The following is a 24,457-nucleotide window of genomic DNA, read 5'->3' on the forward strand; positions in this document are numbered from 1 at the left end:
TCAGCCCTGGTCGGCCGACACCTGGATGGATGCGGTGCCGTCGGGCAGGATCGTGATCGATCCGGTCAGGAAGAACTCGACGTCCTCCGACACCTCGTTGAGTCGCCCGTCGTAGATCGAGCGGATGTCGACGTCGATGTGCGCGACGGCCCGGGTGCTCGGGATGGCCCACTGCGCGCCGTCGGGGACGACCTCGATCTTCGGGTTCTCCGCGATCGACCACTGCGGTGCGCCTTCGACGCGGTTGCGGACGAAGTATCCGAACGGGCATCCCGTGGGCTGCAGCACCTGCTGCGTCGCGCACGATGCGAGGAACTCGTCGACGCGATCCTGCACGACGTCGACGAACTCCGGCGTCGGCTGCGCCTGCAGATCGACGGGGACCGCCTTCTGCGGAGCGTCGGAGAGGACGGCCACCCCGGGGGTCTGCGCCGTCGGGGTGTCGACCGAGATCGAGTAGGCGCCGGGAGAGAAGACGAGCATCGAGACCGGCACGAGCGGATCGGCATCCACGCCCTCGGGTGCGACCTGCCGGGTGTCGAGCTCGAAGCCGTTGACCTGGAACCGGGTGGCTCCCCGCACGGTCAGGTCGATCGCCGACAGCGGGCTGTGCGCGAAGCGCCATGCGGGGGCGACGCCGATCCAGCCGTCCTGCTCGACGTCGAACTGCGTGCGGCCGCGGTGACCGTTCGCGAGGTAGGTCACGGTGATCTCGGTGACGTCGCCGCGGACGCGCTCGCCGATCACCTCGACGTCCGACAGCGGTGCGAGGGCGGCGCGGCGCAGCAGCACCTCGGATGTCGTCGACGGCAGCTCCGCCGCGGCGAGCTCGGCCGAATCCATCGCGACGCCCGGCAGGCGCAGGGCGTCGGCGGCGCTGCCGCTGCTCAGCAGCGACAGGTAGCGCTCGACGAACGCGGCGGGACTGTAGAGCGTGCGGTACACCGCGACTCCGCCGACGCCCAGAGCCCCGAGGGCGAGCACCGACAGCAGCCCGATCGCGGTGAGGTCGAGGGCGAGCCGGCGACCGCTGCGTGCACCCCGACGGCGACCCTGCCCGGGGCGGCGGGCGCTCTCGGGCGCGCTCGACTCATCGTCGCCGGTCGCGGCGTCCGGAGTCGTCTGCGCCTCGTGCACAGCACAAGTCTAGGAAGGCTCACCTGTGGCTACCATGAATCGGTGACCTTGCCGCCTCTCTCCGCTGAGCAGGAGGCACTGTTCCGCCGGATCGAGACGACCCGCGACCACGTCTTCGTCACCGGGCGAGCCGGTACCGGCAAGTCGACACTGCTGCAGCACCTCGCGTGGAACACCGACAAGCAGATCGCGATCTGCGCTCCGACGGGCGTCGCTGCGCTCAACGTCGAGGGGCAGACGATCCACTCCCTCTTCCGGCTGCCGATCGGACTCGTCGCCGACAGCGAACTCGAGCAGTCCGAGCCGACGCGCCGCATCCTCAACGCGATCGACACGCTCGTCATCGACGAGATCTCGATGGTCAACGCCGATGTGATGGATGCGATCGACCGGTCGTTGCGACAAGCGCGTCGTCGGCGCTCCGAGGCGTTCGGCGGCGTGCAGATCGTCATGTTCGGCGACCCGTATCAGCTCTCGCCGGTGCCGCCGCGCGGCGACGAGCTGAAGTACATCCGCGATCACTATCGCTCGTTCTGGTTCTTCGACGCGCAGGTGTGGGCGGGCCCGAAGGCGGATGCCGGCGCGATCCGCTCGGACGGACTGCTCGATCTCGGCCGGGTCGGCGCTCCGCTGCACATCGCGGAGCTCGGCGAGATCCATCGTCAGGCGGACGCGGGGTTCAAGGAGATGCTCAACGCCGTCCGGTACGGCGTCGTCACGGCCGACATCGCCGCCGCTCTCAACGCGGCGGGCGCCCGCACACCGCCGCCTCCCACCGGTGACGAGCCGCCCGTCATCACGCTCGCGACCCGCAACGATGCCGTCAACCGCATCAACCAGCGGCATCTCGACGCCCTCACGGGCCCGGTGCAGACGGCGAAGGCCGATGTCAGCGGCGACTTCGGGCGGGGGGAGACGTCGTACCCGGCCGACCCCGAGCTGCAGCTGAAGGTCGGCGCGCAGGTGATGTTCCTCCGCAACGACGTCGCGGGCTATGCCGGTGACGGCCCGCGCTGGGTCAACGGCTCCATCGGAACCGTCACCCGCATCGCGGGGTCATCGGTCCGCGTGGAGCTCGACGGCGAGGAGCACGACGTCGAGCCCGCCGTCTGGGAGCGGTTCCGTTACGCGTACGACCCGGGCTCGCGCAAGCTGACCCGCGAGATCGTCGCGGAGTTCACGCAGTTCCCGCTCCGACTGGCCTGGGCGGTGACGATCCACAAGTCGCAGGGCAAGACCTACGACCGTGCGATCGTCGACCTCGGGTCGGGCGCCTTCGCGCCGGGGCAGACCTACGTCGCGCTCTCGCGACTGACCTCGCTCGACGGGCTCTACCTGTCGCGACCGCTCCGGCCCAGCGACATCCTGGTCGACCACGACGTGCGGCGCTTCATGGCCGCCGTCCGCGCCGCCGGCATGTGACCGGCGGCGTCACGCGTCGCGGGGATCAGGCGACGACGGATGCCGCGCGCGCGGCCTTCGCGTCGGCGAGATCGGTGAACAGGTCGGTGTTGAACTGGTAGGCGACCAGCACCTCGTCGATCACCCGCTGCTGCTCGGCCTCGTCCCAGGGAGCGGCGTCGAGCTGCTCGCGGTAGCGCTCCTTGAACGCCGCCGGATCGGCGATGTCGCCGAAGATGTAGAAGCCGATGCCGTTGGTCTCGAAGCCGAACTGGCGGGCCATCAGCTTGCCGATGAACAGGCCTCCCGACAGGTCGCCGAGGTAGCGGGTGTAGTGGTGCGCGACGAAACCGCCGGCCCAGGTGGCCCCGACCTCGTCGATGCGGGCGACGTAGCGCTCGGTCGTCGGCAGCGGCGTGATCCGCTCGCGCCAGTCTGAGCCGATCAAGAACTCGAGGTCGGCCTCGAGCGCGGGGAGCCGGGTGAGCTTGTCGCTGATGAACGTGGCGGCCACCGGGTCGGCCGACATCCGGGATGCCGCGGCTTCGAGCGCCTCGTAGATGAACCAGTGCTGCGCGACCAGGGCGACGTAGTCGTCGCGGGTGCCCTTGCCGCGCATGAGGTCGGACATGAAGCCGGCGCCTTCGCTGCCGGAGTGCGCAGAGCTGGAGCGCTCGCGGAGAGCGGTCGAGAAGGGGATCGGTTCGAGCATGGCCCGACGATAGCACTTAGGTACAGCTAACCTGAAGGTTTCTCGCCGACCTCTTAACGAATCCGTAACGCTCAGTCGTGCGGGCGCGGCTCCACGTCGAGTCGCGCACAGGCCTCGTCGTACAGCGCGACGATCTCCCGGCGCACCTCGCGGCGCTCGGTGATCGGGCCGCCGGGCCACGCCACGCGGATCTCCCGGATGCCGCCGTCGGGCCCCACCGCCTGCCAATCCCCGCCGTCGCCGTCGAAGTGCGTCATCGTCGCCGCCGCGGCATCCGGTTCGCCGAACGCGCGCGCGATGAGCAGGTTGTCGTCGCGGTGGTCGTCGTTCATGTGACCGAGCACGCCGGAGATGGCGTCGGCGTCGAAAACGTGTGTCATGGGTCCACCCTAGGTTCGCGGGATCCTCAGGAGCGGTGTGATTCACTGGAGGCATACATCTCGGGGGGTGGCTCAGGAATGCGTGCGACTCGACGCCGTCGAAGCGCGGGGATCGCCGTTGCGGTCGCGCTCGCGCTCGGTCTTTCGGCGTGCGCGCCCGCGAGCGTCAGCAGCGTCGCCGTGCCCCCGCAGGCCGACGGTGAGATCGGCGGCGACACGCAGGCGCAGCTCACCGCCGCGGTCGAGCGTGCGATGGCGATGACCGGCTCGGCCGGTGCGATCGCGGGCGTCTGGGTGCCCTGGTCGGGCGAGTGGGTGCAGGGCTTCGGCACCAACCCCGACGGGACCGAGGTCACCGCCGACGACTCCTTCAAGGCCGGACCCGTCACCCGCGCGATGACGTGCGACGTGCTCTACGGCATGGCAGCCGACGGCACGGTCGAGCTCGACGACCCCGTGACGGAGTGGATCGTCGGATTCCCCGCGACCCCGGTCGTCACCCTCGAGCAGCTCTGCGACAGCACGTCCGGCCTCGGTTCGTACCAGCCGCGTCTGCAGGGCCGGTGGGAGGCGAACCCGGCGCGCCCGTGGGCTCCGCACGAGCTCCTCGCCTACGGTCTGGCGGCCTCGGGCCCGACGGGCGGCACCTCCTACGTCGATTCGGATGCCGGGTACGTCCTCCTCGGCATGGCGCTGGAGCGCGCCTCGAGCAGCACCGCCGCGGAACTGTTCCAGCGCTACGTCTTCGAGCCGCTCGGCATGGCAGGCTCATCCCTGCCCTCGCGCACCGCGGACATCGGACTCCACGGCACGCAGTCCGTGCTGACGCCCGAGGGGACGCCCGACTGCGCGACGGCGGCCGACCTCACCGCCCTGTCGCCCTCGGCCGGGTTCACGGCCTCGGGCGTCGTCACGACGGCAGCCGACCTCGGCCGCTATGTCCGCGCGCTCGCGACGGGGCTGCGTCCGTTCGACGACGACCAGCGGTTCGGCGCCCCCATCCCGGTGGGCGAGGGGTCGCCGACCTGGTACACCGTCGACGGCGGCACCTATCAGGCGGGAACCCTCATCGGGCAGTACGGCTCGATCCCGGGCTACCAGACCGTGGCCTTCGCCGACCGCGAGACGGGCCTCACGGTCGTCGCCGTGCTGAACAACTCCCGCGCTTCGGCCGAGGCGGTCCGCGTGCTCGGGTGGCAGCTCGCCGCGATCGCGTCGAAGGCTCCCGCCGCCTCGGGCGAGACCGCGCCGCCGGCGGGTCTGCCCTGGACGCCCGAGCAGATGGACGGCGACCTCGCGTCGGTCGCGATCTGCCCGCTTCCCTGACGGGGCTGCGCCGCAGCGCGAGCTTCGGAGAATGTCGCCGACCTCGGAGCGATGACTCGGCAGCAGCCGATATCGCCGTGATTCTCCGAGTCTCGCGCGCCCGGGCGACGCTCGCTGTGTTTCGCGGATGTGAAGAAACGGCCGGATCGCGTGACGATCGTGTCACGCGGACCTCCCCGCGCTGCGGACCTCGGTAGAACGGATGCAGCGTGATCGTGCAATTGCACATTGCACCGTGATGTTGTTTCATGGACAGCACTCGACGCAATGGAGCAGAGAAAGGGAAGGTCCACCAATGACCACCACCAGGAGATTCGCCGGCATCCTCGCCGCGGGAACGGCCATGGCACTCGCCCTCACGGCGTGCGCCGGTGGCGGCGGTTCGCCGCAGCAGACCGGCACCGACGGAACGCCGCAGACCGGCGGAACCGTCCACATGCTCCAGAACGCCGACTTCTCGTACCTCGACCCCGCCCGCGGCTGGGACGGCGGCGTCAACGCGTTCTACCGTCTGCTCTACCGCGGCCTCACGATGCAGGCCGCGGGCGACTCCGACGACCCGAACGCTATCGTTCCCGACCTCGCGACCGGCCTCGGCGAGGTGTCTGACGACGGACTCACCTGGACCTACACGCTCAAGGATGACCTCTTCTTCGACAACGGCGACCCGATCACCTCCGCCGAGATGGAGTTCGGCATCTCCCGCGCATGGGATCCGCAGATCGGCATCGGCTCGCCCTATCTGAAGTCCGTCATCGATGCGCCCGCCGACTACCAGGGCCCCTACGTCTCGGGGGATCTCCCCACGATCGAGACGCCCGACGCGAAGACGATCGTCTTCCACCTCAAGGCGCCTTTCCCCGAGTTCGACAACGTGCTCGCCCAGCCCAACGCCGTGCCCTTCCCGATCGGTTCCGGCGGCGGCGACGAGTTCATCAACGACGTCATCGCGTCGGGGCCGTACACGCTCGATTCCTACACCCCCGGCAGCACCATCAAGCTCGTGCGCAACGAGCACTGGGAGCCCGAGACCGACGAGGTGCGCAAGGCCTACCCCGACCAGTGGCAGTTCGACATCGGCATCGACGGCGCGACGATCGACGAGCGCATGATCGCCGGGCAAGGCGCCGACCAGAACGCGATCGCGGGCAAGATCGCGGGCGCCACGCTGCCCCGCATCCAGACGCCGCAGCTGCAGGAGCGCGCGATCACCGCTCCGGCGTACTGCACGACGTACATGTCGCTCAACACGACGAAGCCGCCCTTCGACGACCTGCGCGTGCGTCAGGCGGTGAACTGGGCGCTCGACCGCGCCAGCATCCAGAACGCGTCGGGCGGAAACCAGCTGGCGGATGTCGCGACGACGATCATCCCGCCGGCGGTCAGCGGACACCTCGACTACGACCTCTACCCCTCCGACGGCAACACCGGCGACGTCGACGAGGCCATGGCACTGCTCGCGGAGGCCGGGCTCGGCGACGGGTTCGAGTTCACCCTCGACATCCGCTCGAACCCCGTCGCCCAGGCGCAGGCCGAGGCCGTGCAGCAGGGCCTCGAGCGCATCGGTGCGACCGTGAAGCTCAACGTCATCGACACCTCGATCTACTACGAGACCATCGCGACGCCGTCGCAGCAGAACAACGCCGCGATCACCGGGTGGTGCCCCGACTGGGCCTCGAGCGCCAGCACCTTCATCCCGCCGCTGTTCGACGGCGCGGCCATCACCGAGAAGGGCAACCAGAACCTCGCTCAGCTGAACGACCCGGCCGTCAACGAGCGGATCGCCGAGATCCGTGGGATGACCGACGTCGATGCCGCCAACGAGGCCTGGGGCGAGCTCGACCAGCAGATCATGGAGCTCGCGCCCATCGCGCCGATGGTCTTCGAGAACGGCATCTTCCTGCCGGGGTCGAACATCGCCGGCTACATCCCCAACACCAACATGACCGACCTCACGATCGTCGGTCTGAAGGACCCGTCGAAGGGCTGACATGACCTTCAGCTCGGCCCCCCTCGAGGTCGAGGCCACGCCGGGCGGTGATTCCCCTCTCGACGAGTCGGTGGAATCCCGTCCGGCGTCCGGCCGGAAACTCCTCCGAGGCTTCCTCACCGATGTGCCCGCGATGCTGTCGCTGGCCTACATCGTGCTCGTTCTGCTCATGGCGGTCTTCGCGCCCCTCATCGTCCAGATCAGCGGCTGGTCTCCGTACCAGTTCGACCAGAGCGCGATCGACCCCAACATGGGCGCGATCCCGATCGGGCCCCTCGGCGGCATCAGCGCCGAGCACTGGTTCGGGGTCGAGCCCGGCAACGGCCGCGACATCTTCGCCCGGATCGTCTACGGCGCCCAGGTCTCGATGACGGTCGCGCTGTCGGCCACCCTCTTGACCACGGTGCTCGGAGTCGTCCTCGGGATGCTGGCCGGATACCTCGGCGGCTGGGTCGACACGGTCATCTCGCGGGTCATGGAGTTCCTCATGGCCTTCCCCGCGCTCATCTTCATGATCGCGATTCTGTCGGCGCTGCCGGCGGACAACCGCGTGCTGCTGCTCGTCGTCGTGATCTCGCTGTTCGGCTGGCCCTACCTCGCCCGCATCGTGCGCTCGCAGACGCTGTCGCTCAAGGAGCGCGAGTTCGTCGAGTCGGCTCGCGCCTCGGGTGCCTCGAGCGTGCAGATCATCTTCCGCGAGATCCTGCCGAACCTCTCCTCGACCATCATCGTGATGGCGACCCTCGCGGTGCCGGGATACGTCGGCACCGAGGCGGGGCTGTCGTTCCTCGGTGTCGGGGTCGTCCCGCCCACGCCGAGCTGGGGCCAGATGATCGCCTCGGCGGCGCCCTGGTATGCGGTCGACCCGATGTACTTCCTCATCCCGGGCGCCTTCCTCTTCCTCCTGGTGCTCTCGTTCACGACCCTGGGCGACCGCATCCGCGCGCTCGTCGGCAGCGCGGAGGTGCGCGCGTGACCCGCTTCGTCCTCTCGCGCGCGACCGGCATGGTCGTGGTGCTGTTCCTCGTGACGCTCTTCACGTTCGTGATCTTCTTCGTGCTCTCGCCCGACCCGGCGGTGCAGATCTGCGGCAAGAACTGCACGCCCGAGCGCATCGACCAGATCCGTGCGAACCTCGGGCTCGACCAGCCCTTCCTCACGCAGTTCTTCACGTACCTCTCGGGTCTGTTCGTCGGCCGCGAGTACGAGATCGCGGGCGCGACGGTCGCATGCGGCGCCCCGTGCCTCGGGTACTCGTTCCAGACCGGGCAGCTCGTGGGCGACATGATCGTGCAGCGCCTGCCCATCTCGGCGACGATCGCGATCGGGGCGGCGGTGCTCTGGCTCGTCGGCGGCGTCGTCGGGGGCGTCCTCAGCGCCGTGCGCGAGGGGAAGTTCACCGACCGGTTCGTGGCCGGGCTGACCCTCGGGTCGATGTCGATCCCGAACTACGTCCTGGCCCTCGCCCTGCAGTTCGTCCTGGTCGTCTCGCTCGGATGGCTGCCGTTCCCGCAGGCGGTGCCGTTCGCCGACGATCCGGTGCAGTGGTTCCTGAACTTCCTCATGCCGTGGATCGTGCTCGCGGTCGGATACGCCGCCGTCTATACGCGGCTCACGCGGGCGAACGTCATCGACACTCTGCAGGAGAACTTCGTGCGCACCGCGCACGCGAAAGGGCTGCGACCGAGCCTCGTGTGGCGCCGCCACGCGCTGCGCCCGGCGCTGACGCCGATCGTCACGATCTTCGGGATGGACGTCGCCGGTCTCCTCGGTGGCGCGGTGATCACCGAGACCGTGTTCGGCATCAACGGCGTGGGCAAGCTCACCGCCGACTCGATCTCGTCGAACGACCAGCCGGTCATCATGGCGGTGACGCTGCTCTCGGCGTTCTTCGTCATCGTCGGCAACCTCGTCGTCGACCTGCTCTACGCGGCGATCGATCCTCGCGTGCGAACGGCGGCCAAAGCATGAGCGGCGAAAGGATGCCGATGACGGACGACCTCCTGCGCGTCGATGACCTGACGGTGCAGTTCCGTACCGCCGGCGGCTCCGCCCGCGTCGTCGACGGCCTGAGCTTCGCGATTCCGCGCGGCGGGGCGCTCGGGATCGTCGGCGAGTCGGGCTCGGGCAAGTCGATGACGAGCCTCGCGATCATGGGACTGCTGCCCCGGGGCGGCAGCGCCACGGGCTCGGTCACCTTCGACGGACGGGATCTGCTGACCCTCCCCGGCCGGGAGATGCGGCAGGTTCGCGGCGACCGGATCGCGATGATCTTCCAAGACCCCCTCTCGTCGCTCAATCCGTACTACACCGTCGGTACGCAGATCGCCGAGGCGTACCGGTCGCACCGGTCGGGCGTCTCGCGCCGTGAGGCCCGGCGGGTCGCGATCGAGGCGATGGAGCGGGTGCACATCAGGGATGCCGCGAAGCGCGTCGACCACTACCCGCACCAGTTCTCGGGCGGAATGCGTCAGCGCATCATGATCGCGATGGCGCTCAGCATGGAGCCCGAGCTGATCATCGCCGATGAGCCGACCACGGCCCTCGACGTGACGGTGCAGGCGCAGATCCTCGATCTGCTCGCCGAGATCCGCCGCGACACGGGCGCCGGCCTCATCCTCATCACGCACGACCTCGCGGTCGTCAGCGAGGTGACCGAGCAGATCGTCGTCATGCGAGCCGGTCGCATGGTCGAGCGGGGCAGCGTCGAAGGGGTCTTCAGCGACCCGCAGGAGGAGTACACGCGGCGACTGCTCGACGCCGTTCCCCGCATCGACGACGCGATCGGCGAGCTGCGCACGACCGATATCGCGATCGTGCCGGACAGCGAGATCACGCCGGACGACGGAATCGAGGAGACGGCATGACCGACCAGACCGCGCCGCTGTGCCGTGCGACGGGCCTCGTGAAGGAGTTCGCGAGCCCGGGTGCGACGATGTTCTCGCGTAGCAGCCGCTTCCGCGCAGTCGACGGCGTCGACCTCGACATCCGGCGCGGCGAGACTCTCGCCCTCGTCGGCGAATCGGGCTCGGGAAAGTCGACCGCCGCGCGGCTGATCGCCCGTCTCATGGACGCCACGGCGGGGACGATCGAGTTCGAGGGGCGGGATGTCACGCACCTGCAGGGGCGCGACCTCCTCGCTTTCCGCAGCGACGTCCAGGTGATCTTCCAGGACCCGTACTCGTCGCTCAACCCCAAGCACACCGTCGAGCGACTCGTGACGGCACCGCTGCGGTATCAGAATCGGAAGATCCCGGGCGGGGCGCGCGCGTTCACGCGGTCGCTCATGGACCGGGTGGGGCTCAACCCCGACCACTCCGACCGGTATCCGGCGCAGTTCTCGGGAGGTCAGGCACAGCGCATCGGCATCGCCCGGGCGCTCGCGGTCGGACCGAAGATGGTCATCTGCGACGAGGCGGTGTCGGCGCTCGACGTCTCGGTGCAGGCGCAGGTGATCAACCTGCTGACCGCGCTGCAGCGCGACGAGGGCTTCGCGTACCTCTTCATCGCGCACGACCTCGCTGTCGTCCGCCAGATCGCGACCCGCATCGCCGTGATGAGCCGCGGTTCCATCGTGGAGACGGGGGAGCGCGACCGCGTCTTCGAGAGCCCTCAGCACGAGTACACCCGTACGCTGCTCGCGGCGGTGCCCCGCATCAACCCCGAGTGGGACCGCCGCCGGCGCGCCGCCGAGAAGGCTCGCCGTGCCGGCGCAGCAGCCGCGGCATCCGACACCCAGACGGAGGCGTCATGACGACCGAATACCACCTGCCCGGCATCCGCGTCGCGGAGCGTCGCATCGAGGTCCCGCTCGACTGGAGCGCCGGTACAGCAGCGGCCGGGACGATCGAGCTGCTCGTGCGCGAGCTCGTCGATCCCGACCGGGCGCGCGATGAGCTGCCGCTGCTCGCGTTCCTGCAGGGCGGCCCGGGTGGTTCGAACCCACGGCCGCTGCGTCGCGAGGGCTGGATCGACGAGGCCCTGCGCGATTATCGCGTGGTGCTCGTCGACCAGCGCGGCACCGGGGGCAGCACGCCCCTCGAAGCCGTCGACGTGGCCGGGCTCGACGCCGCGGCCGGCGCGGACCTGCTGTCCCTCCACCGCGCCGACTCGATCGTCCGCGACCTCGAGCACGTCCGCGAGACGCTCTACGGCGGGCGGCGGTGGGCGACACTCGGGCAGAGCTACGGCGGCTTCCTCACGCTCACCTACCTGTCGACGGCGCCCGAGGCATTGACCGCCTGCTACGTCTGCGGCGGCATCCCCGGCACCCCGCCGCGGGCCGCCGAGGTCTACGCGCGCACCTTCGACCGGGTCGCGGCGAAGACGGCGGAGCTGTACCGGCGATTCCCCGAGGATGCCGAGGCGATCGCGCGCATCGCCGACCGGCTCGCCGAGGGCGACGTGGCCCTCCCCGACGGCGACGTGCTGACCGTGCGCCGCTTCCAGTCGCTCGGGATCGACCTCGGGATGAAGCCCGGCCACGAGCGCCTGCACTGGCTCGTCGAGAAGGCGTTCGCCCGGCCCGGGCGGCTGTCGGAGGCGTTCCTCGCCGAGGTGCAGTCGCTCAGCTCCAGCGCCGGCAACCCGCTGTTCTGGACCCTGCAGGAATCGATCTACGGCGACCCGAGCAGCGGGCCGACCGCGTGGGCGGCGCAGGCCGAGCGCGACCGTCGTCCCGAGTTCGACGAGGACCGGCGGCCCCTGCTGTTCACGGGCGAGATGGCCTTCCCCTGGATGTTCGACGAGGTGCGTCTGCTTCGCGGGTTCCGGGAGGCCGTCCATGCGCTGGCCGCCCGCGACTCCTGGACGCCGTTGTACGACCTCGACCGGCTCGCCGCTAACGACGTGCCGCTGGCGGCGGCGGTGTACTTCGACGACATGTACGTCGATGCGGGGCTGCAGCTCGAGACGCTGTCGCGCATCGGCAACGCCCAGTCGTGGGTGACGAACGAGTTCGAGCACGACGGCATCGGCTCGGGTCGCACGTTCACGCGACTGCGCGAGCTGGTCCGAGACCGCGGAGGAGAGAAGCGATGACCGCCCCCGACACCCCCCGTCCGCCCTACGCCGGCACGCGGTACCCGCGGCTCGCGCAGGTGCCGGCGTTCACCGATTTCGTCTCGCGCGACTGGGCCGACGTACCGACCCGCCCGCAGCTGCCCGCGGGCGCCGCGGCCGCGGCATCCGATCATCGCGACCGCCTGAGCGCCGCGCTTCCCGGGCGGGTGGTCGTCGCGGCGGCCGGTCACGCGCCCGTCCGCAACGACGACGCCCACTACGGCTTCCGCGCCGACAGCGGCTTCGTCTGGCTGACGGCGTGCCAGGTCGAGGGGGCCGTGGTCGTGCTGTGGCCCACAGTCGGCGGACATGACGCCGTGCTGTACCTGCCGCCGCCGTTCCGCCCCGGTGACGCCGGCTTCTTCTCGGATGCGAACCACGGTGAGCTCTGGGTCGGCCCCTCGGCCGGTCTGCCCGAGTGGTCCGACGCGCTGGGCATGACCGTCGAGCCGCTCGCCGCGCTCGACCGGCGCCACGGCGAGCTGCGGGGTGCCGCCGCCGCGCGCTCTGCAGCCGCGCTCGCCGCCGAGGTGGGGGCCGAGGTGTCGGTCGAGCTCGAACGCGCGCTCGCCCGCCTGCGAATGGTGAAGGACGCATGGGAGATCGGCCAGCTCCGCGAGGCCGTCGACGCGACGGTCGCCGGATTCGGCGCGGTCGTGGCCGAGGTGCCGCGGGCGATCGCCGACGGCCTCGGCGAGCGGTGGCTGCAGGGAACGTTCGACCGCCACGCACGCACGTTCGGGAACGGACCGGGCTACTCCACGATCGTCGGGTCGGGCGCGCACGCGCCGATCCTGCACTGGGTGCGGTGCGACGGCGCGATCGTTCCGGATGCCGCGCTGCTGCTCGACATGGGCGTCGAGGCTCGGTCGCTCTACACCGCCGATGTGACCCGCACGGTTCCCGCGAGCGGAACGTTCTCGCAGACCCAGCGCGCGGTGCACGATCTCGTCGAGAAGGCGCACCGTGCGGGACTCGACCGCATCCGGCCGGGCGTGGCGTATCTCGACTTCCACTTCGCCGCGATGGAGGTCGTCGCGCAGGGGCTGCACGACTGGGGGCTGCTGCCGGTCTCGGTCGACGAGGCACTGTCACCCGAGGGGCAGCAGCACCGCCGATACCTCGCCTGCGGGATCGGCCATCACCTCGGGCTCGACGTGCACGACTGCAGTCAGGCGGACTACGAGGACTACATGGGTGCGGCGCTCGAGCCGGGCGTCGTCATGACCGTCGAGCCCGGCCTGTACTTCCACGCCCACGACCTGACCCTTCCGCCCGAGTTGCGCGGCATCGGCGTGCGCCTCGAAGACGATGTGCTCGTCACCGACGCGGGCTCGGAGGTGCTGTCGGCGGCCCTGCCGATCTCCGCCGCCGAAGTCGAGGCGTGGACGCGCGCGCAGTGGGCGGACGAGCGATGACGGATGCCGCACCCCGCGCCGTGCCGTTCCCGCACGGGTCCGTTCGGGTGAAGCCGACGAGCGCGTTCGCCCCCGCCCATGACCGGATGCTGCGCCTCGCCCGGGTCTACCCGATCGACCGGCTCCTCGCGGTCTTCCGCGCCGGCGCCGGGCTCGACACCCGCGCGGCGGTGCCGCCGGGCGCGTGGGAGGGCTTCGGTCATCCGGCGGAGGAGTCGTGGGGCGAGCACGACTATCCCGGTCGTGAGGTCGCGCAGACGGCGAATCTGCTGCGCGGACACTACACGGGCCATTTCCTCTCGATGCTCGCGCTGGCTGCTGCGGGCGAGGACGACGACGAGCTGCGATCGCGCGTGGACGAGCTCGTGGGCGGGCTCGCCGAGGTGCAGCAGGCGCTCGCCGCCACCAGACGGTACTCGCACCCGGGCCTTCTCTTCGCCTCGGGCGAGTGGCAGTTCGCGCGGCTCGAGCATCTCGCGCCCTACGGCGAGATCTGGGCGCCGTATTACACATGCCACAAGCTCATGGCGGGCCTGCTCGACGCCTACGAGCTCGCCGGCAACGAGCAGGCCCTCGAGGTCGTCACGGGTATGGCGCACTGGATCGCGGGCCGCCTCGAGAAGCTCGATCACGACCACCGCCAGCGCATGTGGTCGCTCTACATCGCGGGCGAGTTCGGCGGCATGAACGAGACGCTCGCGCGGCTCAGCGCCGTCGCCGGCGAGCCGCGCTTCCTCGCGGCGGCGCGAGCGTTCGATCAGGCAGACCTGCTCGACGCGGCATCGTCGGGGCGCGACATCCTCGACGGCATGCACGCCAACCAGCACCTGCCTCAGCTCGTCGGTTACGTGCGCGAGTACGAGCTCACCCGCGAGCGCCGCTACCTCGCCGCCGCGATCGGGGTGTTCGACCAGATCGTCCCGGGACGCATGTACGCGCACGGCGGCACCGGCGAGAACGAGCTGTGGGGCCCGCCGCGCACGGTCGCGGGCGACATCGGCCGGCGCAACGCCGAGACCTGCGCGACCTACAACCTCGTCAAGCTCGCCGAGGCGCTGTTCGGTCATACGCTCCAGCCCCGCTTCCTCGACTACGCGGAGCGGGCGCGGCAGAACCAGATTCTCGGCTCGCGGCGCGCGGTCGACTCCGACGACAGCCCCGAGGTGACGTACATGTTCCCGGTGCACGCCGGTGCGCTGCCCGAGTACGACAACGTCGGCACGTGCTGCGGCGGGACCGGGCTCGAGAACCACGTCAGTCATCAGGCCGGGATCTTGTTCCGCGAGACCGGCGCGAAGCCCGCGCTGTGGGTCGCCCGCTACACGCCCGCCGAGCTGCGCTGGGATGAGCGAGGGATCCGCGTCGACATCGACCAGGAGCATCCCTTCGCAGACCGCGTCACGCTCCGAGTGCGGACGACCCAGGCCCGCCCGGTGCGGTTGACGATCCACCTGCGCATCCCCGAGTGGGTGGCCGGTGCCGCCGAGGTCGCCGTCGACGGACGCCGGTTGGAGCTCGACGCGCGCCCGGGCGGTTCCGTCACGATCGACCGTGCTTGGCAGGGCGACGAGAGCATCGAGCTGGCGCTTCCCGCTGCGCTCCGCTCCGAGCCGACGATCGACGACCCGGAACTGCGCAGCCTGCGCTACGGGCCGCACGTGCTCGTCGCGCGCGACGAGTCGACGACGACGATCGAACGATCATGGAACACGCAGCGGATGCCGGGAGGTGCGACCCGTGCCGACGTCGACGATGTCTCGGCGGCGCTCGCGGCGACCGGCGCGGTTTCGATCGCCGGGCTTCGCCACGAACCGGTCTGGAACGGCTCCGACGAGCGGTACCACCTGTATTCGCGAGGCGCAGACCGGACGATCGGGTTCGCCGGCGTCGAGACGGGGGTGCCCGCACGGCGGCGCGCCGACGGCACCACACTGGTCGACGACCTGTGGGTCGAGCCCGCGCCGCAGGACGACGCCGAGCTGCTCGACCGGCTCGTCGCGGTGTGCCGCAGCGGCATGGCGGACTCGCTCGTGAGCGCGTCGGAAGCACGGGCCGTCATCGGCGCCGGGCTCGACGCCGGCCTCGGGATCGGCGCCGAGTCGGCCGTGACCGCGGATGCCGCGCGTCGCGCGCGGGACGTCGTCGGGGCGTTCAGCACGACCCCGGATGCCGCCATGCCGCCGACCGTCGACATCGGGGTCTCACCCGCGCCGGCGGCGTCGGGGTGGTTCACCGTCCCTCCCGCCGTCGAGGTGCGGGCCACCGGCGTGGCCGGCGACCGGCTGCGTCTCGAGCTGCGCATCGACGACGGCGCCTGGCGCACGGCCGACGGCCCCGTCATCGTCGATCGCGAGGGCCTCGTGCGGCTCGAGGCGCGCGCGATCGACGGGGACGGGCGGTCGAGTACCGTGCGGCGCGAACTCGCGATCGACACCCAGCCCCCGCAGAGCGAGGCGCGGGTGAAACAGCTCGGCGCCGCCGTCGAGATCACGCTCGTCGCCACCGACGACGTCTCCGGTGTCGACGGCATCCGCTGGGCGGGGGAGGGGACCTTCTGGGCGACGTTCCAGGAAGCCTTCGTCCGCGCCCTCACGGATCGCGAGCAGGTGATCGAGTTCGCCGCGACGGATCGGGCAGGCAACGAAGAGGCGCGTCACCGACTCACTCTTCCGCCCGCCCCGGAATTGGATACCATTGCAATTGCACTGACACCGGCGCCTGACATCGCCAGATCGGAGAACGACTCATGACCGACCGCAAGCCCTGGCACGGCGTCAACCTCGCGACCACGCTGCCGTTCCGCGACGACCTGTCCGTCGACTACGACGCCTACGCCGAGCTCGTGCGCTTCACGACGCAGAACGGCGTGACCGGCATCATCCCCAACGGCTCGCTCGGCGAGTATCAGACGCTCACCGAGGAGGAGCGCAAGCGTGTCTTCCTCACCGCCGTCGAGGCCGCGCCCGGCGCCGCCGTCATCCCGGGTGTCGGAGCCTACGGCGCTCTCGAGAGCGTGCGCTTCGCCGAGCACGCCGCCGAGAACGGCGCTCCGGCCGTCATGCTGCTGCCGCCGAACGCCTACCGGGCGAGCGACGACGAGGTCGTCGACCACTATCGCCGGGTCGCTGCGGTCGGCCTGCCGATCCTCGCGTACAACAACCCCATCGACACGAAGGTCGACCTGCGTCCCGACCTGCTCGCGCGGCTGTTCGCCGAGGGGCTCATCGTCTCGGTCAAGGAGTTCTCGGGCGACGTCCGTCACGCCTACGAGATCCGCGAGCTCGCGCCGGGCCTCGACATCTCGATCGGATCCGACGACGTCGTGTTCGAGCTCGGCCTCAACGGCGCCGTGGGCTGGGTCGCCGGCTACCCCAACGCGATCCCCGCGTCGACGGTCGAGCTCTACACGCTCTCGACCTCCGACGACCCGCAGGACTGGGTGCGGGCGCGCGAGATCTACCGCGACCTGCACCCGCTGCTGCGCTGGGACTCCAAGACCTGGTTCGTCCAGGCGATCAAGCTCTCGCAGCAGGTCGCGGGCGTGCTCGCGAGCACGACGACCCGTCCGCCGCGCCTCGCCCTGCCCGACGAGGTGGCCGCGCGTATCATCGCGGACACCGAGGCCGTGCTGAGCAAGGGCTACCGCTGACCCGCGGCAACCGTCCCCGCTGAACCCGCCCCGCCGCCGACGACCGAAAGGCTCCTTCATGCGCACGAAGCGCGTCTTCCACGCCGTGGACTCCCACACCGAGGGGATGCCCACCCGTGTCATCGTCGGCGGCGTCGGCACCCTGCCCGGGGCCACGATGGAGGAGCGGCGGCAGCGGTTCATGGTCGAGAACGACGGGCTGCGACGCCTGCTCATGAACGAGCCGCGGGGTCACAGCGCGATGAGCGGGGCGATCCTGCAGCCCCCGACTCGGCCGGATGCCGATGTCGGCGTGCTCTACATCGAGGTGTCGGGATGCCTGCCGATGTGCGGCCACGGCACGATCGGGGTCGCCACCGTGCTGGTCGAGACCGGCATGGTGCCCGTCGTCGAGCCGGTCACGACGATCCGGCTCGACACCCCCGCGGGGCTCGTCGTCGCCGAGGTGGAGGTGTCGGACGGTCACGCCGATCGCGTGACCATCCGCAACGTGCCCTCGTTCGTCGTCGGGCTCGGCCGCTCGGTCGAGGTTCCGGGGTTCGGGCGGGTGCCCTACGACCTGGCGTTCGGCGGCAACTTCTACGCGATCGTCCGGCTCGACGACCTCGGGCTGCCGTTCGAGCGTGCCCGCAAGGACGACCTGCTGCGCGCCGGGCTGGCGATCATGGCCGCCGTCGACGAGGCCGACAGCCCCGTGCATCCGGTCGACGGCACCATCCGCGGCTGCCATCACGTCTATCTCGAAGCACCCGGGTCGACCGCTCGGCACTCGCGGCACGCGATGGCCATCCATCCCGGCTGGTTCGACCGGTCGCCGTGCGGCACCGGCACGAGCGCGCGCATGGCGCAGCTCCACGCCCGGGGCGAGCTCGCGCTGCACACCGACTTCGTCAACGAGTCGTACATCGGCACCGCGTTCACGGGCCGCCTCGTCGAGCAGACCGAGGTCGCCGGCATCCCCGCGGTGATCCCGACGATCACGGGCCGTGCGTGGGTCACCGGCACGGCGCAGTACATGCTCGACCCGAGCGACCCGTTCCCCGAGGGGTTCGTCCTGTGAGCGCAGCGTCGGCGGGTATCCCCGTCGTCTCGGCGGCCGACATCGAGCGCGCGATGACCCCGCCCGCGGCCGTCGAGGCGATCGACGCGGCGCTGCGATCCGGACTCGACGTCGAGGCCGACCACGAGCGCATCTTCGCGCCGCTGTCGGCGGGCGACTTCCTGCTGATGCCGTCGGAGTCACCGGATGCCGTCGGCATCAAGGTGGCCACGATCGCGCCCGGGAACACGCGGCTCGGGCTGCCGAAGATCAGCGCCTGGTATCTGGTGTTCGATCGCGCGACCCTGCAGCCCGCGGCGATCATCGACGGCACGCGACTGACGACGCTGCGGACGCCGGCGGTCACCGCGGTCGCCGTCCGCGGCCTGCTCGCCGCCGACCCACGCGGCGCCCGGCGGCGAATCGACCGTCTCGCGGTGCTCGGCTCGGGCCCGCAGGCGGTCGAGCACGCGACGACGCTCGCGGCGATCCTGCCGGTCGGCGAGGTGACGATCGTCGGGCGCACGCCCGAGCGGGTCGAGGACGCCGTGGCGATCCTCCGCGACCGCGGTATCGACGCGCGGACGGCGACGCTCGCGGCTGCCCGGGACGCGGATGTCGTCGTCACGGCGACGTCGTCGAGCACGCCCGTCCTCGACCTGGACGACATCGCCCCGGGCGCCGTCGTCGCCGCCGTCGGGGCTCACGGGCTCGATCACCGTGAGCTCGGGTCCGATCTGGTTCGGGCGGCCGACATCGTCGTCGAAGCCCGCGCCTCGGCCGTGCGGGAGAGCGGCAACCTCGCGGGCGCAACGCGCGGCGGCGAGCCTCTCGCCGAGCCCGCGAACCTCGTCGAGCTCGTCTCGGGCCGCCTGTCACGCCGCCCCGGCGCGCCCGCCGTCTACACCGGCGTCGGCATGGCCTGGGAAGACCTCGCCGTCGTGCAGGGGATCATGGAGGTCATGCGGCGGGGGTCCGCATCGGAGGAGACGACATGAGCACGCCCGAGTTCCGCAACGTGGTCCGGCTGGACAAGCAGCCCAGCATCCGTTCGACGGTCACGCGCGCGCTTCGCGCCGCCGTCATCAGCGGCGAGCTGCAGCCCGGACGGGTCTACTCCGCGCCGAGCCTGGGCGAGCAGTTCGGCGTCTCGGCCACGCCCATCCGCGAGGCGATGCTCGACCTCGCCCGCGAGGGGCTCGTCGTCACGATCCCCAACCGCGGGTTCCAGATCACGGAGGTCTCCGAGCGCGACCTCCGCGAGGTCACCGAGCTGCGCCTGATGCTCGAGCCGCCCGCCGTCGAGCGTGCCACCCCGCTCATCCCGGCGTCGGCGCTGCCGGACCTCCGGCGCAAGGCCGCCGACATCGTCGCGGGCGCACAGTCGGGCGACCTGGTCGAATACCTCGCCGCCGACAGCGACTTCCACCTCGCGCTGCTGCAGTACGCCGGCAACGCCCGGCTCGTCGACCTCGTCGCGGGGCTGCGCTCGCAGACGCGATTGTTCGGACTGGCGAACCTCCACGAGCAGGGGCGCCTCGTCGCGTCGGCCCACGAGCACGACCTCATGCTCGATGCGATCGAGGCGGGCGACGCCACGGGCGCCCGTGACCTCGTCCACCGCCACATCGAGCACGTGCTCACCGACTGGTCGGGCGAGGCCCCCGCACGCTCGGATGCCGCGGACGGTGGTGTCGGCACGTGACGGATCGCCCCGGGCGCCCCGACGTCCTCATCATCGGTGCGGGCATCGTCGGCGCCGCGGTCGCCCGAGCGGCGGCCGAGGCCGGGTTCTCGGTGACCGTCGTCGAGCGAGGGACCATCGCTGCCGGCACGACGAGCCGGTGCGAGGGCAACCTCCTGGTCTCCGACAAGGAGGTCGGGCCCGAGCTCGAACTCGCGCTCCACTCGCAGCGCATCTGGCGCGGCGAACTGGCCGAACACGCGTCCAGGTGGGAGTTCGAGGCCAAGGGCGGGCTCGTCGTCGCGGCGAGCGAGGGCGGCAAGGCGGCCCTCGACGCGCTCGCCGAGCACCAGCGCTCGCTCGGCATCCGGGCCGACGACGTGCCCGACATCGCGGCGCTGCACGACATCGAGCCATACCTCAACCCCGCGATGGCCGGCGGGGTGTACTACCCCGACGACGCTCAGGTTCAGCCCGTCCTCGCCGCGCACCATCTGCTGCGGCTCGCCCGCGACCGGGGAGCCCGGCTGCTGACGGGTGTGACGGTCACCGGCATCCGCACCCGCGCCGGTCGCGCTATCGGCATCGACTCCTCGGCGGGCGCGATGGACGCGGGCGTCGTCGTCAACTGCGCCGGGCCGTGGGCGGGCGAGATCGCCGCGCTCGCCGGGCTCGAGCTGCCCGTCCTGCCGCGGCGCGGCTTCGTGCTGGTGACCGAGCCGGTGCCGGTGACGGTGCGGCACAAGGTGTACGCGGCCGAGTACGTGCAGAACGTCGCGTCGTCGGACGCGGGGCTCCAGGTCTCGTCGGTCGTCGAGGGAACGCCCAGCGGCACGATCCTCATGGGCGCGAGCCGCGAGCGCGTCGGCTTCGACACGTCGTTCTCGGCCGAGGCAGTCGGACGCGTCGCGCGCGCGGGCGCCGAGCTGTTCCCGGTGCTCGCCGACGTGCAGATCCTCCGGACGTACTCGGGCTTCCGGCCGTACTGCCCCGATCATCTGCCGGTCATCGGCCCCGACGCCCGGCTTCCGGGGCTCTGGCATGCCGCGGGACACGAGGGCGCGGGCATCGGACTCTCCGTCGGCACGGCCGCCCTCATCGTGCAGGCGCTTCGCGGCGAGCCCACCGACCTGCCGCTCGACGCCTTCCGGCCCGAACGCTTCGCCGAGCGGGTTGCGGCATGAGCGCGGAGATCGCGGGCGACGACACCTTCCGCTTCGACGGTGCACCGGTGCCGTTCCGCCCCGGCCAGACCGTGGGCGCCGCACTCGCGGCATCCGGCGTCGTGTCGTGGCGGGCCTCGCGAGCAAGCGGTGAGCCGCGCGGGCTCTTCTGTGGGATCGGTGTCTGCTACGACTGCCTGCTGAGCGTCGACGGGCAGCGCTCGCAGCGCGCCTGCGTCACTCCCGCACGTCCCGGCCAGGACGTCCGAAGCGACGACCCGGACGCACCCCTCGCGCTTCCCGCGCCGTCGTCAGCCGCGCCGGAAGGGGCTGGATCGTGAGCGTCGAGAGTCGTGCCGACCTCGCCGTCGTCGGGGCGGGCCCCGCCGGTCTCTCGGCCGCCGTCACGGCTGCCGAGGCCGGGCTGCGGGTCGTCCTCGTCGACGCGGGCACGCAGACGGGCGGCCAGTACTGGCGGCATCCCGACGAACGGCATCTCGACGCCTTCGCCGATCCCGAGCACACGGGGCACCACCACTGGGAGCACTATCGCGGGCTGCGCGATCGGCTGCGGCGTCAGGTCGAGGCTGGAGGTGTCGTCCACAGCGCCGGTCGGCAGGTGTGGCGGATCGACCGCGCGGCGGGCGCCGGGTTCCTGCTGCGGACGACCGCCGTGACCGGGGCGGATGCCGCGGCGCCGGTCGATCGCGCGATCCGCGCCGGGCGTGTGGTGCTCGCGCCCGGCGCCTACGACCGTCAGCTGCCCGTGCCGGGCTGGACGCTGCCCGGCGTCATGGCCGCCGGCGGCGTGCAGGCGATGCTGAAGGCGAACCAGGTCGCGGCCGGCCGTCGCGCCGTCGTCGCCGGAACCGGGCCGTTCCTCCTCTCGGTCGCCGCGGGACTCGCGCGGGCGGGAGTCGAGGTCGTCGCTGTCTGCGAGGCGAACGCGCTGTCGCGCTGGGCCGCGACCCCGCTGCGGGCGCTGCAGGAGCCGGGCAAGCTCATCGAGGGGGTCGGCTACGCGACGACCTTCGTCCGTGGCCGCATCCCGCTGCGCACCCGCACCGTCGTGACGTCCGTCACGGGGGAGGGGCGCGTGACCGGCGCGACCATCGCCCGGGTGGATGCCGCGGGGCGCGTGCGTCCGGGAACCGAACGCACCCTCGACGTCGACCTCGTCGCCTTCGGCTGGGGCTTCACCCCGCAGATCGAGCTCGTGGTCGGTGCCGGGGCCGAGACCCGCATCGACGTCGACGGGTCGCTCGTCGCGGTCGTCGACGGCGACCAGCGCACGAGCGTGCCCGGTCTCTACGCCGCCGGCGAAGCGACCGGCATCGGCGGCGCGGTGCAGTCGTGCGCCGAGGGCGAGTTGGCAGCCCTCGCCGCGGCCGTCGACGCGGGGCTGCCGGTTGCGGCGGCCCCGGCGCGGCGCTTGCGACGGCGGATCGCCCGCGGCCGGAGCTTCGCCGTCGGGATGCACCGGGCGAGCCCCGTGCCCGAGCAATGGGCGACGTGGCTCCGCGACGACACCCTCGTGTGCCGGTGCGAGGAGGTGCCGCTTTCGGCCGTCCGCGACACGGTGACCGACCTCGCCGCCGACGACGCGCGGGATGTGCGCGTGACCGCGCGCCCCGGCATGGGGATGTGCCAGGGGCGGGTGTGCGGCTTCGCACTCTCGTGCCTCGTCGAACGGGAAACGGGGCGACCCCGCCAGGCGGCCGACGTCGAGCCCCTCGTCCGTCGACCGATCGGCACACCCCTCCGCGTCGCAGATCTCGCCGACCTCGCCGACCTCCCCGACCCCGCAGACCTCTCTCCTCGGAAGGAACGCTCATGACCACCGCCGCCTCCCCCGCCACGGCGACGCCCGTCGCCGACACCCCGATCGCCGAGGTCGACGCGTTCGTCGGGATCGCCGCCGACGCGTCATCCGCCTGGCGTGCCGCCCCGATCGCCGTCCGGGGCGAGGCCCTGCGCGCGGTGGCCGAGGGCCTGGATGCGCGTGCCGACGACCTCGTGCTTCTCGCCGGCCGCGAGACGCATCTCGCCGAGGCGCGGCTGCGGGGTGAACTGAAGCGCACGACATTCCAGCTGCGCCTGTTCGCCGATGTGCTCGCCGAGGGGTCCTGGCTCGATGCACGCATCGATCACGCGGTCGCCGACTATCCGATGGGGGCGCCGCGCCCCGACATCCGCCGTCAGCTCGAGGGCATCGGCACGGTGCTCGTCTTCGCCGCGAGCAACTTCCCGTTCGCGTTCTCCGTCGCCGGCGGCGACACCGCCAGCGCGCTCGCGGCGGGGAACGCCGTGGTGCTCAAGGCTCACCCGGGGCACCCGCACCTGTCTGAGCTCACCGGCGAGATCGTCACGGCCGCCCTCGCTGCGGCGGGCGCGCCGGCGGGCATCTTCACGGTCATCCACGGGACGGATGCCGGGGTGCACGCGCTGCGGCATCCTGAGGTCCGTGCCGCCGCGTTCACCGGCTCGATCGCCGGTGGCCGGGCACTGTTCGACATCGCGATGTCGCGGCCCGAGCCGATCCCGTTCTACGGCGAGCTCGGCAGCGTGAACCCCGCATTCGTCACGCGCGGTACCGCCGCGGGGCGCAGCGCGGAGATCGCCGAGCAGTTCGTCGCCTCGGTCACCGGCAGCGCGGGGCAGCTGTGCACGAAGCCCGGGCTGCTGCTTGTTCCGGCGGGGTCGGGCGTCGTCGACGCCCTCGCCTCAACCGTGCTGCCGGAGCCCGCGCCGCTGCTCAACGACTCGATCGCCTCGGGCTTCCGCCGCGCGCTGGATGGCGCCGCGGGGCATGACGGGGTCGACGTGCTCGCCGGGACGCCCTTGTCGGACGGCGACGCGCCGCCCGCGCCGGCGCTGCTGCGGACGACCGCCGCCGCGGTTATCGCCGACCCCGACGCACTCGTATCGGAGATGTTCGGGCCGGCGGCTCTCGTCGCCGAGTACGACGACGACGCCCAGCTCGTGACGGTCGCGAAGCTGCTCGAGGGGCAGCTGACCGCGACGATCGTCGCCGAGGAGGGCGATGCGGTGGCGGCCGAGCTGCTGCCGGTGCTCGCGACGAAAGCCGGACGGGTGCTGTGGAACCAGTGGCCGACCGGCGTCTCCGTGACGTGGGCGCAGCAGCACGGGGGACCGTACCCCGCGACGACAGCGGTCGGCACGACGTCGGTCGGAACCGCCGCGATCACCCGCTTCCTGCGGCCGGTCGCGTACCAGAACGTGCCCGACGCGCTGCTGCCCGCCGCGTTGCAGGACGCCAACCCCCTGGGCATCCCCCGTCGCGTCGACGGCATCCTGCACCCCTGACCCCGCCCCCGCCGGGCGCGCCCTGTCGACTCGCCACGAACTGCGGATCCCAACACCCGTCGATCCGCCTGCCGTGGCGAGTCGACGGGGTGCGGGTCGGGCTCAGCGGCCAAAGAGGCGAGCGAAGAAGCCGTCGGTGCGGGGTGCGGACTCGTGGCCGCCGCACCGGT

General features: G+C 71.5%; 21 protein-coding genes. 18 read left to right on the forward strand and 3 right to left on the reverse strand.

Annotated features, from left to right (window positions below):
- On the reverse strand, positions 1–1,137 hold the full coding sequence (locus C3481_RS12815; RefSeq protein WP_258039119.1) for a hypothetical protein: 1,137 nt from the start codon (positions 1,135–1,137) through the stop codon (positions 1–3).
- Positions 1,138–1,179: 42 nt separating this feature from the next.
- Here C3481_RS12815 and C3481_RS12820 point away from each other — a divergent pair, with 42 nt between their 5' ends.
- Positions 1,180–2,559, forward strand: a complete 1,380-nt coding sequence (locus tag C3481_RS12820; protein WP_036304754.1) for an ATP-dependent RecD-like DNA helicase — start codon at positions 1,180–1,182, stop codon at positions 2,557–2,559.
- A gap of 25 nt (positions 2,560–2,584) precedes the next feature.
- Here C3481_RS12820 and C3481_RS12825 read toward each other — a convergent pair whose 3' ends face one another.
- Together C3481_RS12825 and C3481_RS12830 are read right to left on the reverse strand one after the other, a co-directional pair.
- Positions 2,585–3,250 carry a heme oxygenase (biliverdin-producing) gene (locus C3481_RS12825; protein WP_103842656.1) on the reverse strand — a complete coding sequence of 222 codons (666 nt, stop codon included), beginning with the start codon at positions 3,248–3,250 and terminating at the stop codon, positions 2,585–2,587.
- Positions 3,251–3,321: 71 nt separating this feature from the next.
- Positions 3,322–3,630, reverse strand: a complete 309-nt coding sequence (locus C3481_RS12830) for a DUF2470 domain-containing protein (protein ID WP_103842658.1) — start codon at positions 3,628–3,630, stop codon at positions 3,322–3,324.
- 78 nt (positions 3,631–3,708) lie between these two features.
- Here C3481_RS12830 and C3481_RS12835 point away from each other — a divergent pair, with 78 nt between their 5' ends.
- The 17 genes from C3481_RS12835 to C3481_RS12915 all read left to right on the forward strand — a co-directional run bounded on the left by C3481_RS12835 (position 3,709) and on the right by C3481_RS12915 (position 24,287).
- Positions 3,709–4,956, forward strand: coding sequence for a serine hydrolase (locus tag C3481_RS12835; protein ID WP_103842660.1), 1,248 nt, complete (start codon positions 3,709–3,711; stop codon positions 4,954–4,956).
- Between the two features lie 295 nt (positions 4,957–5,251).
- Positions 5,252–6,946, forward strand: a complete 1,695-nt coding sequence (locus tag C3481_RS12840) for an ABC transporter substrate-binding protein (RefSeq protein WP_064955760.1) — start codon at positions 5,252–5,254, stop codon at positions 6,944–6,946.
- A 1-nt stretch (position 6,947) separates the two neighbouring features.
- Positions 6,948–7,922, forward strand: a complete 975-nt coding sequence (locus tag C3481_RS12845; RefSeq protein ID WP_064955761.1) for an ABC transporter permease — start codon at positions 6,948–6,950, stop codon at positions 7,920–7,922.
- Positions 7,919–8,917 (forward strand): ABC transporter permease, encoded by a 999-nt coding sequence (locus tag C3481_RS12850; protein WP_023953721.1) that lies wholly within the window; start codon positions 7,919–7,921, stop codon positions 8,915–8,917. Before C3481_RS12845 ends, C3481_RS12850 begins: the two co-directional genes overlap by 4 nt.
- 17 nt (positions 8,918–8,934) lie before the next feature.
- Positions 8,935–9,813 carry an ABC transporter ATP-binding protein gene (locus C3481_RS12855; protein WP_023953723.1) on the forward strand — a complete coding sequence of 293 codons (879 nt, stop codon included), beginning with the start codon at positions 8,935–8,937 and terminating at the stop codon, positions 9,811–9,813.
- Entirely contained in the window at positions 9,810–10,700 is an 891-nt protein-coding gene (locus C3481_RS12860) for an ATP-binding cassette domain-containing protein (RefSeq protein ID WP_103842662.1), read from the forward strand. The genes C3481_RS12855 and C3481_RS12860 overlap by 4 nt, the downstream gene beginning before the upstream one ends.
- Positions 10,697–11,986 (forward strand): alpha/beta fold hydrolase, encoded by a 1,290-nt coding sequence (locus tag C3481_RS12865; RefSeq protein ID WP_103842664.1) that lies wholly within the window; start codon positions 10,697–10,699, stop codon positions 11,984–11,986. The genes C3481_RS12860 and C3481_RS12865 overlap by 4 nt, the downstream gene beginning before the upstream one ends.
- Positions 11,983–13,425, forward strand: a complete 1,443-nt coding sequence (locus C3481_RS12870) for an aminopeptidase P family protein (RefSeq protein WP_103842666.1) — start codon at positions 11,983–11,985, stop codon at positions 13,423–13,425. Before C3481_RS12865 ends, C3481_RS12870 begins: the two co-directional genes overlap by 4 nt.
- On the forward strand, positions 13,392–16,175 hold the full coding sequence (locus C3481_RS12875) for a glycoside hydrolase family 127 protein (protein ID WP_258039120.1): 2,784 nt from the start codon (positions 13,392–13,394) through the stop codon (positions 16,173–16,175). Before C3481_RS12870 ends, C3481_RS12875 begins: the two co-directional genes overlap by 34 nt.
- Entirely contained in the window at positions 16,172–17,074 is a 903-nt protein-coding gene (locus C3481_RS12880) for a dihydrodipicolinate synthase family protein (RefSeq protein WP_023953734.1), read from the forward strand. Before C3481_RS12875 ends, C3481_RS12880 begins: the two co-directional genes overlap by 4 nt.
- Positions 17,075–17,132: 58 nt before the next feature.
- Positions 17,133–18,134 carry a proline racemase family protein gene (locus tag C3481_RS12885; protein ID WP_103842668.1) on the forward strand — a complete coding sequence of 334 codons (1,002 nt, stop codon included), beginning with the start codon at positions 17,133–17,135 and terminating at the stop codon, positions 18,132–18,134.
- On the forward strand, positions 18,131–19,111 hold the full coding sequence (locus C3481_RS12890) for an ornithine cyclodeaminase family protein (protein WP_103842670.1): 981 nt from the start codon (positions 18,131–18,133) through the stop codon (positions 19,109–19,111). The genes C3481_RS12885 and C3481_RS12890 overlap by 4 nt, the downstream gene beginning before the upstream one ends.
- On the forward strand, positions 19,108–19,818 hold the full coding sequence (locus C3481_RS12895) for a GntR family transcriptional regulator (protein WP_023953740.1): 711 nt from the start codon (positions 19,108–19,110) through the stop codon (positions 19,816–19,818). The genes C3481_RS12890 and C3481_RS12895 overlap by 4 nt, the downstream gene beginning before the upstream one ends.
- On the forward strand, positions 19,815–20,981 hold the full coding sequence (locus C3481_RS12900) for an FAD-binding oxidoreductase (RefSeq protein ID WP_023953742.1): 1,167 nt from the start codon (positions 19,815–19,817) through the stop codon (positions 20,979–20,981). Before C3481_RS12895 ends, C3481_RS12900 begins: the two co-directional genes overlap by 4 nt.
- The gene (locus tag C3481_RS12905) at positions 20,978–21,301 is read left to right on the forward strand and encodes a (2Fe-2S)-binding protein (protein ID WP_103842672.1); all 324 of its coding nucleotides are present in this window, start codon (positions 20,978–20,980) and stop codon (positions 21,299–21,301) included. The genes C3481_RS12900 and C3481_RS12905 overlap by 4 nt, the downstream gene beginning before the upstream one ends.
- Positions 21,298–22,797: an FAD-dependent oxidoreductase gene (locus tag C3481_RS12910; RefSeq protein ID WP_023953746.1), complete on the forward strand. Its 1,500-nt coding sequence runs from the start codon at positions 21,298–21,300 to the stop codon at positions 22,795–22,797. The genes C3481_RS12905 and C3481_RS12910 overlap by 4 nt, the downstream gene beginning before the upstream one ends.
- Positions 22,794–24,287 carry an aldehyde dehydrogenase (NADP(+)) gene (locus tag C3481_RS12915; protein WP_103842674.1) on the forward strand — a complete coding sequence of 498 codons (1,494 nt, stop codon included), beginning with the start codon at positions 22,794–22,796 and terminating at the stop codon, positions 24,285–24,287. The genes C3481_RS12910 and C3481_RS12915 overlap by 4 nt, the downstream gene beginning before the upstream one ends.
- Positions 24,288–24,457: the final 170 nt, after the last annotated feature.

Source organism: Microbacterium sp. Ru50 (assembly GCF_002920555.1).
GTDB classification, from domain to species: domain Bacteria; phylum Actinomycetota; class Actinomycetes; order Actinomycetales; family Microbacteriaceae; genus Microbacterium; species Microbacterium arborescens.

Excerpts from the sequence above, each read along its gene's own strand:
- C3481_RS12865 (WP_103842664.1), top strand. The coding sequence starts at position 10,697 with ATGACGACCGAATACCACCTGCCCGGCATCCGCGTCGCGGAGCGTCGC.
- C3481_RS12855 (WP_023953723.1), top strand. The coding sequence starts at position 8,935 with ATGACGGACGACCTCCTGCGCGTCGATGACCTGACGGTGCAGTTCCGT.
- C3481_RS12915 (WP_103842674.1), top strand. The coding sequence starts at position 22,794 with ATGACCACCGCCGCCTCCCCCGCCACGGCGACGCCCGTCGCCGACACC.
- C3481_RS12870 (WP_103842666.1), top strand. The coding sequence starts at position 11,983 with ATGACCGCCCCCGACACCCCCCGTCCGCCCTACGCCGGCACGCGGTAC.
- C3481_RS12825 (WP_103842656.1), bottom strand. The coding sequence starts at position 3,250 with ATGCTCGAACCGATCCCCTTCTCGACCGCTCTCCGCGAGCGCTCCAGC.
- C3481_RS12885 (WP_103842668.1), top strand. The coding sequence starts at position 17,133 with ATGCGCACGAAGCGCGTCTTCCACGCCGTGGACTCCCACACCGAGGGG.
- C3481_RS12835 (WP_103842660.1), top strand. The coding sequence starts at position 3,709 with ATGCGTGCGACTCGACGCCGTCGAAGCGCGGGGATCGCCGTTGCGGTC.
- C3481_RS12860 (WP_103842662.1), top strand. The coding sequence starts at position 9,810 with ATGACCGACCAGACCGCGCCGCTGTGCCGTGCGACGGGCCTCGTGAAG.
- C3481_RS12880 (WP_023953734.1), top strand. The coding sequence starts at position 16,172 with ATGACCGACCGCAAGCCCTGGCACGGCGTCAACCTCGCGACCACGCTG.
- C3481_RS12895 (WP_023953740.1), top strand. The coding sequence starts at position 19,108 with ATGAGCACGCCCGAGTTCCGCAACGTGGTCCGGCTGGACAAGCAGCCC.
- C3481_RS12830 (WP_103842658.1), bottom strand. The coding sequence starts at position 3,630 with ATGACACACGTTTTCGACGCCGACGCCATCTCCGGCGTGCTCGGTCAC.
- C3481_RS12840 (WP_064955760.1), top strand. The coding sequence starts at position 5,252 with ATGACCACCACCAGGAGATTCGCCGGCATCCTCGCCGCGGGAACGGCC.
- C3481_RS12845 (WP_064955761.1), top strand. The coding sequence starts at position 6,948 with ATGACCTTCAGCTCGGCCCCCCTCGAGGTCGAGGCCACGCCGGGCGGT.
- C3481_RS12905 (WP_103842672.1), top strand. The coding sequence starts at position 20,978 with ATGAGCGCGGAGATCGCGGGCGACGACACCTTCCGCTTCGACGGTGCA.